This window comes from Gracilibacillus thailandensis (assembly GCF_010994055.1).
Taxonomy (GTDB): Bacteria; Bacillota; Bacilli; order Bacillales; family Amphibacillaceae; genus Gracilibacillus; species Gracilibacillus lacisalsi.
In genome coordinates this window covers 52,646-66,511 of sequence record NZ_WJID01000024.1, presented here as the reverse complement: position 1 = coordinate 66,511, position 13,866 = coordinate 52,646, and the positions used below count along the sequence as shown (strand labels likewise).

The 13,866-nt window shown below is 35.3% G+C and carries 11 protein-coding genes and 1 riboswitch; of the genes, 2 read left to right on the top strand and 9 right to left on the bottom strand.

The window, feature by feature from the left end:
* Positions 1–301 precede the first annotated feature (301 nt).
* The 9 genes from GH715_RS09320 to GH715_RS09280 all read right to left on the bottom strand — a co-directional run bounded on the left by GH715_RS09320 (position 302) and on the right by GH715_RS09280 (position 10,833).
* Positions 302–1,606, bottom strand: a complete 1,305-nt coding sequence (locus tag GH715_RS09320) for an ABC transporter substrate-binding protein (protein WP_153835167.1) — start codon at positions 1,604–1,606, stop codon at positions 302–304.
* Entirely contained in the window at positions 1,603–3,447 is a 1,845-nt protein-coding gene (locus tag GH715_RS09315; protein WP_153835166.1) for a diguanylate cyclase domain-containing protein, read from the bottom strand. The genes GH715_RS09320 and GH715_RS09315 overlap by 4 nt, the downstream gene beginning before the upstream one ends.
* Positions 3,448–3,533: 86 nt before the next feature.
* A riboswitch (cyclic di-GMP riboswitch) is annotated at positions 3,534–3,620 on the bottom strand.
* A gap of 241 nt (positions 3,621–3,861) precedes the next feature.
* Positions 3,862–4,167 carry a rhodanese-like domain-containing protein gene (locus GH715_RS09310; protein WP_153835165.1) on the bottom strand — a complete coding sequence of 102 codons (306 nt, stop codon included), beginning with the start codon at positions 4,165–4,167 and terminating at the stop codon, positions 3,862–3,864.
* 204 nt (positions 4,168–4,371) lie between these two features.
* Complete coding sequence (locus tag GH715_RS09305) at positions 4,372–6,162, bottom strand: methyl-accepting chemotaxis protein (RefSeq protein WP_153835164.1); 1,791 nt, start codon at positions 6,160–6,162, stop codon at positions 4,372–4,374.
* Between the two features lie 132 nt (positions 6,163–6,294).
* The gene (locus GH715_RS09300) at positions 6,295–6,915 is read right to left on the bottom strand and encodes a class I SAM-dependent methyltransferase (RefSeq protein WP_153835181.1); all 621 of its coding nucleotides are present in this window, start codon (positions 6,913–6,915) and stop codon (positions 6,295–6,297) included.
* Between the two features lie 115 nt (positions 6,916–7,030).
* The gene (locus tag GH715_RS09295) at positions 7,031–7,447 is read right to left on the bottom strand and encodes a universal stress protein (protein ID WP_153835163.1); all 417 of its coding nucleotides are present in this window, start codon (positions 7,445–7,447) and stop codon (positions 7,031–7,033) included.
* A 20-nt stretch (positions 7,448–7,467) separates the two neighbouring features.
* Positions 7,468–8,928, bottom strand: coding sequence for a SulP family inorganic anion transporter (locus GH715_RS09290; RefSeq protein ID WP_153835162.1), 1,461 nt, complete (start codon positions 8,926–8,928; stop codon positions 7,468–7,470).
* A 766-nt stretch (positions 8,929–9,694) separates the two neighbouring features.
* Positions 9,695–10,555, bottom strand: coding sequence for a peptidoglycan-binding protein (locus GH715_RS09285; protein ID WP_153835161.1), 861 nt, complete (start codon positions 10,553–10,555; stop codon positions 9,695–9,697).
* Positions 10,555–10,833 carry a phage holin family protein gene (locus GH715_RS09280; protein WP_018933042.1) on the bottom strand — a complete coding sequence of 93 codons (279 nt, stop codon included), beginning with the start codon at positions 10,831–10,833 and terminating at the stop codon, positions 10,555–10,557. The genes GH715_RS09285 and GH715_RS09280 overlap by 1 nt, the downstream gene beginning before the upstream one ends.
* Positions 10,834–11,148: 315 nt before the next feature.
* On the opposite strand from GH715_RS09280, the gene GH715_RS09275 reads away from it, so the two are divergent.
* Both GH715_RS09275 and GH715_RS09270 read left to right on the top strand, forming a co-directional pair.
* Positions 11,149–12,960: a BCCT family transporter gene (locus GH715_RS09275; RefSeq protein ID WP_153835160.1), complete on the top strand. Its 1,812-nt coding sequence runs from the start codon at positions 11,149–11,151 to the stop codon at positions 12,958–12,960.
* A gap of 115 nt (positions 12,961–13,075) precedes the next feature.
* Positions 13,076–13,777, top strand: a complete 702-nt coding sequence (locus GH715_RS09270; RefSeq protein WP_153835159.1) for a DsbA family oxidoreductase — start codon at positions 13,076–13,078, stop codon at positions 13,775–13,777.
* Positions 13,778–13,866 lie beyond the last annotated feature (89 nt).

Genomic DNA, 13,866 nt, shown 5'->3' with positions numbered 1-13,866 from the left:
TCATAATCCTATATCGATTAGGCATCAATACATTCCAATAAGTTGATAAGTAAAGTGTGTGTGTATTCGTTTGATGAAGTATGGATTTAGTTGTCAGCGATTAGAAATGGTCTAATTAACACGAAATGCTAGAAAAATAGGCGTTCTTAATGGTTAGGAGACCGCTATACGACACGAGCTACTTGAAATAAGATGCTTTAGTAGGTTAGAAGAAAATGAATTGTTTTAGTGACCATTTTATAATATATCAATCACATAACCATCGCTTCTGCTGCCCACTTTCCTTTGAACATAAACTTTTTTATTTCCATTTGGCCTCTTCCTGTGTCTTTGTGTTTAGTAAATTCTGTAATGCTCTCTGATCATACTTTATTCTTTCCTTTATTTCCTCATTTATATTTTCGATTGCTTCACTTGTAATAGCCTTTCCACCATGGAAATCTTTCATCGCTACATCCCAAATAAATTTAATGTCTTGATCTAAAGATTGAGGTGTACCTAGGACCTCTTTCTTTAGGGTAATCCAGTATAGTTGTTTTAAATCGGGATTAATGAAATATGGATCGTTTTCTACATGTTCATATATATATAGCATGTCATCAGCCATCTTTTTTGCAAATTCCCATGCCAAGTCCTTATGTTGACTTTTTTCAGAGATGGCAATAGACATACTTGCCTGCTTGTCCACACCTGCTAATCCAAAAGGTAAAGTCGTGATTCCCCATTTTCCGTTTTGCTCTGGAACCCACTCCTGTAAATGACTTGCAACATAACTGGCCATTTGAAACATCACTAATTCATCATTTTGAAATGCTTCTCTTCCTCTTTCATCCCAAATATTAACATAGGGACTAAGGTCTTTTTCGACTACCTCTGTTACGATATTAAAAGTAGTAACAAAGGGCTCATCTCCCCCTAAATACTCGAATTCTTCATCTAGAAAATAATTGGTTCTTAATAACATCTCCAGTAACATATGCTCCGAATCTAAAATATAGTGGCCATTTTCTTTGAGGTCTTGAGCCATTTCCAGCCAATTTTCATCGTCATTTATAAAACTGGACAATTCTAGTGGGTCACTAGGATAGCCATATTCACTTAAAATATCTGCACGATAGTAAGTAACATAAGGGAAAAACAATAACGGGATCGCAAACATTTCAGTTCCATCTTCACTTTTATAATGATTTAACAAGCTTTCTGGTCTTCGGTCAAAAAAACTTTCCTCATAATATCTTTTTTCGTATAAATTTTCAAAACCGCTTATACCAGTAAATTCACCTAAAGCATAATCAGGTAAAATATATAAATCAGGTGTTTTTCCAGCTAACATACCTTGTCGATATTCTTTGATCAGAATATTTTCATCAATCACTTTTATATTGACATCTACATCTGGATGCATGTCTAAAAACTCTGGTAATGAATCTTCAAAGACGTTACGATGTGTCCAAATAACCAATTCGTTCACTTGTGCAGACTCCTCTTCTACCTCAACCAAATCACTACTTAGAGATGATTCCTGAAAGGGCTTAAAACTTGAAGAATGACAACCTACTAAGATCAGTATACTTATTGCCGCTATCCATATTCTGAATGGTTTCAATCGTTTTCCTCCCCATATGTCAAATCTTCTAGATCGTGATGACGTTTTTTCTCTTTATACATTAACGAATCAGCATGATGTAATAAGGCATCTAAAGTCTTCCCATTCTCAGGATAAAAGCTTATCCCAATACTAACTGTCAGCGTTATTTCTGTTTGATTAATCATTAACGGTTGCATAATGGCTTCAAGTAATTGTTTGCATAACCTCTGTACTTCTTCCTCTGTTGTTAATTCCACAATTGCCACAAATTCATCACCGGCTAAACGATAAAATGTAATAGGTTTTCCTCGTTCAAATCTCTTTAACCGTTTAGCAAATAATTTTAATAATAAATCTCCTCCACTATGTCCAAGTGTATCATTGACTTGTTTAAATTTATCCAAATCAATAAATACAATCGAAAATCGATCTTGCTTCGCTTGCTCCTCTAACATCTCTGTTAAATCAATATGAAATGAATAACGATTTGGCAAATCTGTTAACGTATCAAAGTGTGCTAATCGATATAGTTTTGACTCTGATTCTTTTAGTTGATTGGTCCTTGCCGTAAGTAAGTCGTTTTTCTTTTTAGCATCGGCAAACATTTGCTGGAGCTCGTTTGCTACATTTTCAATGTTTTGCCCCAATTTTGAAAATTCATCAATCGGCGTATCTTTCCAATAAAAGGTTTCTTGTCGCTTCATCTTGCCTGGTAAATCGGTCGTCATTTGTGTCAGATGTGATAAAGAATTCGATAATATTCGATTCACTAACATACCAAATACTAACGCAATGAATAAAACAAACAATGCGAACAATAGGTAATCAGTAAGGTTAGTTGCTAAAGCTAGTACACTACTACTAATAGGAATAATTAATAATGTTGTTTTGTTTAAAAAGGCAGTTTCCCCGATATAATAGCCTTGATACCAATCAGATAAAGTTTGGTGATTAGATGGTAGCCAAATAAAACCATGTGGATGAACCTCTTTGACAAACCCAGCCTCCATATCTAGGTTAGAACTTGATTCATTTTGATTATTCGTATCAAGCCATATTTGCTTTTCTTGATCCATAATCAAGATTCGTTTGTTTGAAGTGCCGATAAACTCATCTAAAATCGATTTAATTTTAGCTTTTTCTAAGTCAGCGTCTAATTCATAATTTTGAATGTCATTAGAATCCATTTCTGCTATTTTCCGTTGTAATCTCTCTTCCAACTGTTGATATTGAAGGTAATACTCTTGATAAATATCATTTTCCATCGCTCTAGCATTAACTAAAATGATGATGAGTAACGGGAATACTGCCGAGAAAATTAGTATGTGAGAAATCACCTGTCCAAAATATAACTGGTTAGGTGCAGGAAACCAGCTTTTTAATTTGGAAATTAGCGGAAGATAATCACATAACATATCTGCAACTAAGGCAGAAAACAAAGTAGCGGTAATAACTTGAAGGATCATAAAGTTAGTTAAAATCTTCATACTTGCAAAAACCTCTGGAAAGAGTAATTCCACCATAAAATATAGTATAAATAGAATGATAGAATAAGCAAAACTCCAGGTAAAAAGGTCTTTTCCTTTTTTAGAATAAAATACTCCTATGATCAGTACTTCAAGAATACTAATGAAGACAAATGAATTGCCAATCTGAAGAAAATGCGTAAGTAAACTCATACAAATGGTTAATAAAAATGCAAAACGAAAGCCGAATACCCGAATGGATGCTAAGTATAAAATCGGAGCAAAACATAAGATTACACCAAAAATTAATGGTACAGCATATATTTGAGCAAGGACAGATATAGTTAAAATTAATATAAACAATGATATTTTTTTACTCATGATATTGCGCATATGTTTGTCTCCTCGCTCAATTCACTCTCTATTTAGGTATTAAAAAAACACTATACAAAAAATGTATAGGTTTCCTGTTGTTTATATCAGGTAACCCAGCCATCATTGTGAATTTTCACTTTAGATCTGTGGTTTTGCGTCTCTATTTTTCAATAGATTTGCCTTTCTCTATTAGTACTATTATATCATAAAAATTAACATAACTGGCACAGAACATAAATCTATTTTCCTACAATCATCTAATAATAATCAATACAATTCAGAATTATTTTAATGAACACGATAGATTCAGGGGCTTAACCGTATTCTTTACTACTCATATTATACAATAATTTTCATCTTAGTATTGATCAACAAAAAAGAGTAACCCTTTTAAAGATTACTCTCAGCATTTTATCAGGCAATTTAGCATCATTACTCAGGTAATTCAGTTTCATCCTCCCAAGCAAGCATGCCACCTTCCATATTGGTTGCTTCAATTCCATTAGCCTCTAAATATTCAGTTGCTCTTCCACTTCGAGCTCCAGAACGACATACCATATAATAATGTTCGTCTTGATTAAATTCTTCTAAACGGTCCGGTATTTCTCCTAATCTTATATGCTTTGCTCCCGGAATTATACCTTGTGCCACTTCATCATCTTCCCGTACATCAATGATATTTAATTTCTCGCCATTTTTTAATTTATTTGCCAATTCTGTTGCTTGTATCTCCTTCATGATTAAACCTCCAATAAGTTTATACTTCGTATAGCATTATACGCTAGTTTACGTCTAGATTAGTATGTGATCAATCTCTCATTGAATCATACCATTATTACGTTTTCTTTTCTAATATTTAATCTAACTTCCTTGTTATTAAGAAATCTGTCAATATCTTTATTATAAAAAAAGAGACAGACATATAAGTCTATCTCAACAATATTATACAATTTTAAACTTTTGAACTTCTTTTTGTAATTCCTCTGCTAAGACATCTAATTCACGGGCACTTTTTGATACTTCTTCCATTGAATGATTGGTTTCCTCCGCTGAGGCTGCTGTTTCCTCTACAGCAGCAGCAGATTGTTCACTTACAGCTGCAATTTCATCAACCGATTTATTCATTTCTTCACTATTTTCATTAACTTCTTCCAAGCTTTTAACCATGTGTTTCACACGATCTACCATATCCGTAATGGATTGATTAATTTTTGTAAAGGTCTCACCAGTTCTCTCCATTTGTTCTGTACCTTTTTCCACTTCTTGAAATCCAGATTCTAAGGAGTGAGCCATTTGTGCTGATTCCTCCTGAATATTCGCTACAAGTCCAGTTATATCAGCAATTGAGTCTGTTACTTGTTCAGCAAGTTTTCTTACCTCATCAGCGACAACAGCAAATCCTTTACCTGCCTCTCCTGCTCGTGCTGCTTCAATGGCGGCATTCAATGCGAGTAAGTTTGTTTGCTCGGCAATCTCTTTAATAACAATTACAATTTTATCTATTTCTTCCGTACGCTTATCCAAGCCTGATACTTTTTGATAAGAGTCCTGAACCATTTGATAGATGATTCTCATTTGGCTAACAGACTTTTCTAGTTCCAAACGGCCACCCTGACTTATATTCATAACATCCTGTGACTCATTTGCCACTTGATTACCTTGATCCGCTACTTCTTTCACTTTTCGATTATATTGTTCAACAGAACCGGATAAGTCAGACGCAGAATTTGCCTGTGATTCACTTCCTGATGATAATTCTTCCATAGTAGCAGCTATTTGTTCACTACCTTCACGTACCTGGTCAGCAGATTGATTTAATGTACTGCTTTGCTGCATCACACGCCCAGTAGCTATCATCACCTGATTAACCATTCCATATAAGTTATCTTTCATTTGATTCATTGCATTTGCTAGTTCAGTGAATTCATCCCTACTCCTTACTTCAACTTCCGCTCCTGATAAATCACCTTGTGCCAAACGATTCAATTCATTCTTTATTGTCGAAATATTATAGTTAATCACTCTAACGATCAATGTAACAATTGCTATACCGACAATAACGGCGATAATTCCGGTAATGAGAGTCGAGGTAACTAAATCTTGACGCATACTTGAAGCAATAAGATACATATCAAAATCAATTGCACCTACCCCAATTAATTCGTTATCATTGCCATAAAATGCTTTGGCCAAAGTTACTACCGGTTTACCAGTAGCAGTATCAATATACGGTTGTGTCCATATTACGTTCTCAGGTGACTGAATAGCCTGATTATACCAGTCCGTTGTTGTCGAATCGTAATCATTTAAATTCACTTCACTATCAGGAATATTATTTAAATATAAAGCACCCTCGGGTGTTCCTAAGTATAAATTAATGATATATTCACGATTTTGAGCTTGCTCAGTTAAGTAACTTTCATAGTAATTCGTTAATTTGGGATCATTAACTGTAGGCATATGCGAATAGTTTGCATCTTGGAGATCAGAAGTGGAAACCTTTTCATAGTTTAATTCTTCTGATTCAGTAAGTGTAGTTAGAAACGTTTCGTATTCTTCAAAGGTTTCCTGATATTTTGGTGACGTTTCTACAATATCATCTTTTTGTATCATTGCTTTTTCTAATACCGCTGTCTTTGCATAGGCTATGTAACCTACAACCCCCATTGGAATGACTAATAATAAAATCATAATAGCAGGTAATTTGTATTTGATTTCCTGAAACTTCTGCATGATTGACCCCTTCCTCTTGTAGTATATAGTCCCCCTTTATATATTACCATCAAAATATTTTCATTACTATCTGCAATAAACAAACAGTCCTAAAGTACTAAAAAACTACACTTTTTATTTAAGTGTAGTTAGTCATTTATATGCAATTACAATACCGAGTGGTTTATGCTCCATTTGGGAACCTTCCATTGGCTCTATTAATGCGCCTCTTTGATAGAAAAACTTCTTTTTTGGAAATTGATCAAACATAGACACAAATTCAGTTTCTGTCATTTGATGGACATGGAATGGCGAACCGCATGGCTTGCCTTTACCTTCACCGAAGGGAGTAGATAAAATCAATGTTCCTCCAGGCTTAAGGAGATGATAAATATTATCCATAAATTGATCTTCAGCTTCAATATGTTCAATCGTTTCAAAACTTATAATAACATCAAATGCACCTAAATGATCAGGTAATGTAGGGTCTGTTACATCTGCCACCTTGAAATCAGATAGTGGGTGATAATAGTTTGCTTTTGCGTACTGAATCGCCTTAGAATTAATATCAACACCGATAATTTCTTCAAGTTCATATTTGCATTTTTTTGCAATAACATGTGCTCCATAACCAACACCAGTTGCAAAATCCAAAGTTCTACCGTAAATATGAGGCACCGAAAAATGATAACGTGCTAAATGTTCTATTAATAACTCATTTGTAATGTCCATCTTCTCTGGTATCACACGCTCTCCATTATCCTTTAGCAACATAATCACCGCTTTTTTAAATTTCCTATCAAGCATAACATATTATATCTATTTGTTAGAACAGAAAAGAAAAATAAAAAAAGATAACAGGTATAAGTTAAACCTGCTATCTCTATGATTATTTCACTATTAAAACTGGGCAATGTACTCGTTTTGCAATTTTGTGACTGACACTACCTAATATCATTGTTTGTACTTGATTTAATCCACGGCTTCCTACTACAACAAAATCATATTCATTTCGGTTCGCAAAATCGACAATTGCAGGACCTGGTTCGCCGTGCACTACATGTGTTTCACATTCAAGGCCAGCCTCTTCAATTACTTCTATTACTGGCAACAATTTTTCTTGTCGTTCTTTTTTTACTCCATATTTATCTAAACCGTGTAAAACATCCTCTTTTGAGGTTTTACCATCTACTGCATAAACAATATCTATTTTACCTTGATCAATCTGAGCAACCTTTACTGCATGAGAAGCTGCTCGAATAGAGTGATCTGATCCATCAGCTGCTAATAATACCTTTTGATACATCTCTACACCTCGTTTACCGATTAATGACCTGAAGCTTTGGATAAGCCGCCGATTTTCTGCTTCAATTGTTTACTTTCCGCATTTAACCCTGTATAAGTTACTTTAACATGGTTTTGCTCAAATTTCGACTCAATTTTGTCCAAAGCACCAATTGCAGAATCATCCCATAAATGGGCTAGACTTAAATCAATTTCAACCTCTTCGATTGCTTCATTAAAATCGAACTTAGCTACTAAGTCATTAACGGAAGCGAAGAAGATCTGACCATCTACTTTATAAACCTTCTTCTTACCCTCAACAGCTACAATTTGGGTCACTTTCACTTTTGAAATCTTAGCTGCAAAGAAGATAGCACTTAAAAGTACACCCGCTAATACACCTATAGATAAATCATGCGTCACCACTACAGTACCAACTGTAATTACCATAACAGCAGCATCTGATCTAGGGACTTTATGGATATTTTTCACAGAAGACCAATCAAAAGTACTAATGGATACCATAGTCATAACACCGGCAAGTGCAGCCATCGGTATTTGAACTACAATATTTCCTAAAACAAAGATTAAAAACATCAAAAATACACCAGCAACTAATGCAGATAATCGACCTCGACCACCAGATTTTACGTTAATGACAGATTGACCGATCATTGCACAACCAGCCATACCACCAAAGAAACCTGATACAATATTAGCAATACCTTGTCCACGGCTTTCTTTGTTTTTATCACTCTCAGTATCAGTCATATCATCTACGATATTAGCAGTTAGTAATGATTCTAGTAAACCAACAATAGCAAGTGATAATGAATAAGGAAAAATGATTGCTAATGTTTCAAAGTTCAATGGAATATCCGGAATTAAAAAGACCGGAAGATCAGAACTTAAATTACCCAAGTCACCGACAGCACGTACATCAAAACCAAAATAAATGGCTAAAGTTGTCACTACTATGATTGCTACTAAAGTAGAAGGCACAACTTTCGTTAATCGAGGAAAAATATAAATGATTGCTAGAGTTAAAGCTACTAAGCCATACATTACCCAACTTTCTCCTTCAAAATGTTCCAATTGTGAAGTAAAGATGAGAATGGCCAGCGCGTTAACAAAACCTACCATCACCGAACGTGGTACGAATTTCATCACTGCTGCTAATTTAAGGAGACCGAACAAAATTTGTAGTACACCAGTCAAGATTGTAGCTGCTAGTAAATACTGCAAACCATAATCAGCTACCAGGGTAACCATCAACAACGCCATTGCTCCTGTTGCTGCAGAAATCATACCTGGCCTACCGCCGACAAAGGCAATCACTACTGCAATACAGAATGATGCATACAATCCTATCATTGGATCAACACCAGCGATAATTGAAAAGGCAATTGCCTCCGGAATTAACGCTAACGCTACTACTATACCGGCTAGGACGTCTCCTCTGACGTTTCCAAACCAATCTTGTTTAATTTTTGCTACGTTCATGAAGCACCTCTTTCTAATTTTTTTGGCTTCTCTGATCCCCTCAGAGAAATTTTCCGAAATGAACAAATCGAATCATACCACAATTCACAAAATCGACAAAACTAAAAGAAAACGCGAACATCGATTTTATACTTTCATTTTCAAGCACATACTCTTCCATTCTTCTATTTATACTAAACCAAATAAAAAGTTTACTTTTCTATGTATTCCTTTTTAATTAGAAAATATATCTATCAAAACAAAAAACTGACTTTTAGAAAGCCAGTTTCATAGATACTCTGCTTTATTTGTTTTTTTCGCAAGTGGTGCACTTAATATACCAATAATAGGAAATATAAGTGTTAAAATAATGATTGGAAAAATTAGCTGAAGGTAAAAACCCACGGAAAGGGAAGCGGGCAGCCGGAGCAATGTTTTCCGTCTACATATCATTTCAAAATGACCATCTATGATACAAAAGCACTATCATGCCGCGTATTATATACTTTCCTATCTGATAAGAAAAACTGAGAAAAATTTTCTCAGTCCTTATCACTAAATGCTCAAGTTTTACGCTTCCACTTGTGGAAATTATGGAATTATTTCAATTGCTTGACCACTACTCCGGCTGCCCACGATAAGTACTGCTCTACAACATATGTCAGAGCTAGAAACTTGAATTATTCTCCCATAAAAACACTAAAATATTGCATTGAACTCTTTAAAAAAGTTATGATACCAATGTTTATATACTTTCCTTACAAAAAAAAAGGAGGTCTCCCTCCCTTTAAAATAGCTTTTGCCATGTTTCTGGACCTACGATTCCATCCACTTTCAAATTATTCCGTCTTTGGTATTGTTTCACTTTTCGCTCTGTCTCTGGTCCGAAAATGCCATCGACTTTAGCACCTACTCTTCGTTGTATAATTTCAACAATATCTCCTTTGCTTCCTCTTTTGATAATGCCAGGATAATTAGCTACTAGTGTGGTATTTTTGTCCAGTCTCGCTCTTGTTACTGGACCTACAATTCCATCTACTTTTATACCTTCAGATCGCTGAAAAGCTTTTACAGCTGATTCTGTTTCATCTCCAAACACGCCGTCTGCCCCATATTTATTTAAGTTAAAACCAAGTTTTATTAACTCTCTTTGCAGATTTCTTACTTCTGTTCCATTACTTCTTTCTTTAAGTGTTTTATTTGAACTAAACTGATTCAAATAAGAAATCGGATTTACGGTAGATGATGGTTTGTCAGCACGATATCCATATGGTGGAGCGGTTTCTACCTTTTTACGTACTTCAAAATGCAAATGTGATCCTGTTACATATCCGGTTTGTCCTTGATAACCTATTATTTGATTGTATGATACTGTATGGCCACTCTTTACGGCAACAGAATCGAGATGTGCGTAAAGCTGGGCTCTGTTATTTCTATCTCGGATTAACACTACATTCCCGTATCCTCCTAAGCCTGTACCACTTTTACCAAAGCCAGCATAAATAACGGTTCCAGAAGTAAAAGCATGAATCGGTGCTCGATGTGATTTCACTAAATCAACACCGGCATGAAAATCTCTTGAACCCCTTATCGGATGAGTTCTGTAACCATATGAACTCGTAATTCGATATCCTCGAAATTCCGCCATTAACTCCCCTCCCTTATAGTATCCTTTGCTCTATTACAAGTTTGCTTTACTATTTGATGACTAAATACAGCCAACCCAGTTGCAATAATTCCTTCCGCAATGGATCGTATGTTCCAACCATACAAATTACACGCTGCTAGGACTCCAATCGTTAATAAAATCCAAATAATCAGCCAATCAGGTATAAATGGTGTTCTTTTGCAGGCGTATCCGATAAACCAGAGTGCTGGTATAATAAAGTGAAAATCCTCTGGTAGCAAATGCCATAAATCATCCATCGAACGAACACCTCCTCTGATTTCTTCATTCGAGCCACTAAGCAGTTGAGTTCTTCCGCTTCCAACAGCGCAAAGTAAGGACTCATATTACAATATGTATCGACCTCCAATCATGACTTGGCGTTTGACATGGATATTGTCTTATTTTTATAATCGGTGAGATACAAAAGAAAGTGTCTAAATTAATTTATTATTTTCAAAAAAATGTTTATGCTAAAAAATAATAGATTAAATGTTATAAAATGAGGGAATACCTATTAAAATTAACCGCAACATAGAAAGGGGGAACTATGTCAGTAATTGACATAGGTACATATGAAAAAAGAGGACTCAATTAGTGATAAAGTTGGAAAAGTTGGTATTGTATTTATTATTTCGGCTATCTTCGTTGCTATTTTCGTATTATGGGGGGCTATATCACCTTCATCCCTGAGCGATGCTGCAAACTCAGGTCTAGAATGGATGATCACTAACTTTGGTTGGTTCTATATGCTAATCACTGCCCTGTTCGTTTTATTTGTTATAGGTTTAGCTGTTAGTCCTTATGGAAAAATACGATTAGGTAAAACCGATGACAGGCCAGAATATTCTTGGTTTTCGTGGATTGGCATGTTATTTGCAGCTGGTATAGGGGTTGGTTTTGTATTCTGGGGAGTTGCTGAACCAGTTCTATATTATATGGACCCACCTCTCGGATATGAGCCAGGAACAAGGGAATCCGCATTAGCTGGTTTACGTTACGGTTCTTATCACTGGGCTTTACATCCTTGGGCTATTTTTTCAATCGTTGGGATGACATTAGCCTATGTTCAATACCGAAAGGACCGACCAGCATTAATCAGTTCAGCATTTTACCCGATCTTGGGTGACAGAGTGAATGGTTGGGCTGGTAAAACGATCGATACATTAGCTGTATTAGCTACTTGTACAGGGGTTGCGACTACATTTGGTCTAAGTGCTATGCAAATCACAGGTGGTTTATCTCATATTACACCAATCCCTAATTCACCTTGGACACAACTTGTCATTATATGTATCGTTACCGTATTATTTATGCTTTCAGCAGCTCGCGGCCTTGACCGTGGAATCAAAATATTAAGTAATATTAACCTAGTTGTGGCTGGATTACTTCTACTATTTGTTATTATCGTCGGACCGACATTATTTATTGCAGAAAGTTTTGTTACGACATTAGGTGGTTACATAACAAATGTCGTTCCAATGGCACTTACTTTAACACCATTCTCAGAAAGTGAATGGTTAGGGACAAATACCATCTTCTTTTGGGCATGGCATATTGCATGGGCTCCATTTATGGGAATTTTCATTGCACGTATTTCCAAAGGGAGAACGATTCGAGAATTTATGGCTGGTGTACTGATTGTCCCTTCTCTGCTTGCGATTATTTGGTTTACTACATTTGGTGGTACAGCGTTAAATATCGAAATGTACGGTGCAGGAGGTCTAGCAGAATTAATTAATTCGGAAGTTGAATTAGCCTTATTCGCAACACTTGCTGAACTTCCGTTAAGTTTTATTACTAACACTTTAGCGATACTGTTAATCTTGATTTTCTTTATAACTTCTGCAGATTCAGCTTCATTTGTACTGGGGTCCATGACATCTAATGGCGATTTAGAACCAAAAAACTCAGTAAAGTTAACGTGGGGTTTCTTGATAGCTGGTGCCGCAAGTGTACTACTCTTCAGCGGAGGCGGTGGTTTAAATGCTCTGCAAACCGCTTCGATTATTGCTGCATTACCTTTCGCGATTGTGATGGTGCTCATGATCATCTCCATTGTTATTACACTAGGAAAGGATTGGAAGCTTGATCAAAGGCTCCATAGAAGAAGACGAGAAAAACGTGTAAAAACGGAGTTCAAAGACGAGTTTAAAGATGAGGTAAAGGAAGATATCCGTGATGATTTTAGGGACGACGTCAAAGAGGATATTTATCAAGATATGAAAAATGACTTCTATGATGACTTCAAAGAAGAAATTTACGATGAAATGAAAGAAGAGTTATATGATGATTTCAAAGAGAAAATATATGATGAAATGAAGGACGAAATAATCGAAGAAATAACAGAAGAAGATAACATAGAGAAAGATAAACCTGACAAATAAGTCTTATAGTCCAATAGTGCTGTACTAACAAGTATACACCTCCATAAGCAAATTGCTTTCTTTGACAGATGTATTTATGTCAGAATAAGATAGAAGCTTAAGAGAGGTGTTTTTTATGCAAATTGAAATATGGTCCGATTTTGTTTGCCCATTTTGTTATATTGGTAAAACAAGATTAGAACAAGCTTTGGAAAGATTTCCACAGAATTTAGATGTTTCGATTCAATATAAAAGCTTTGAATTAGATCCGAATGCAGCTAAATATTCAGGAAAAAATATACATGAATCTTTGGCAACTAAATACAATATGACAATCGATCAAGCAAAAGAAGCTAACCAACAAATTGGTGAACAAGCAAAAGCTGTAGGTTTGGATTTTGTTTTTGACACGATGAAACCAGGTAATACGTTTGATGCTCATCGGTTAAGTAAATATGCTCGCACATTGAATCGTGAGGCAGAATATATTGATACGATGCTTTATCAATATTTTACTTTATCAAAAGATCTTAGTGATAAAGAAACACTTCAATCTATTACGAATGAGCTTGGTTTTGATCAAAAAGAAGTTCAACGTATTTTAGAGGATGAAACAATCCATGCTGATTTAGTCAGACGGGATGAAACAGAAGCACAACAATTAGGTGTAACTGGTGTTCCATTTTTTGTGATCAACAAAAAATATGCTATTTCAGGTGCTCAACCTATTGAAACATTTATGCAAGCATTAGAAAAAGTAGCAGAAGAGGAAAATAATCAATTAGAAAATTTAAACCTTCAACAAGGTAGTTATTGCGACGGAGATCATTGCAAATAAACCATCGCTATAGTGCGAAAATAGGCTCTTTCCATTTAAATGGAACAGATCCTATTTTTTTGTGTTAATTTTAGTCCTTTAGTCCTGAT

Coding starts and splice junctions, on each gene's coding strand:
- GH715_RS09315 (WP_153835166.1), bottom strand. CDS start 3,447: ATGCGCAATATCATGAGTAAAAAAATATCATTGTTTATATTAATTTTA.
- GH715_RS09310 (WP_153835165.1), bottom strand. CDS start 4,167: ATGAAGGAGATACAAGCAACAGAATTGGCAAATAAATTAAAAAATGGC.
- GH715_RS09305 (WP_153835164.1), bottom strand. CDS start 6,162: ATGCAGAAGTTTCAGGAAATCAAATACAAATTACCTGCTATTATGATT.
- GH715_RS09300 (WP_153835181.1), bottom strand. CDS start 6,915: ATGTTGCTAAAGGATAATGGAGAGCGTGTGATACCAGAGAAGATGGAC.
- GH715_RS09295 (WP_153835163.1), bottom strand. CDS start 7,447: ATGTATCAAAAGGTATTATTAGCAGCTGATGGATCAGATCACTCTATT.
- GH715_RS09290 (WP_153835162.1), bottom strand. CDS start 8,928: ATGAACGTAGCAAAAATTAAACAAGATTGGTTTGGAAACGTCAGAGGA.
- GH715_RS09285 (WP_153835161.1), bottom strand. CDS start 10,555: ATGGCGGAATTTCGAGGATATCGAATTACGAGTTCATATGGTTACAGA.
- GH715_RS09280 (WP_018933042.1), bottom strand. CDS start 10,833: ATGGATGATTTATGGCATTTGCTACCAGAGGATTTTCACTTTATTATA.
- GH715_RS09275 (WP_153835160.1), top strand. CDS start 11,149: ATGAAAAAAGAGGACTCAATTAGTGATAAAGTTGGAAAAGTTGGTATT.
- GH715_RS09270 (WP_153835159.1), top strand. CDS start 13,076: ATGCAAATTGAAATATGGTCCGATTTTGTTTGCCCATTTTGTTATATT.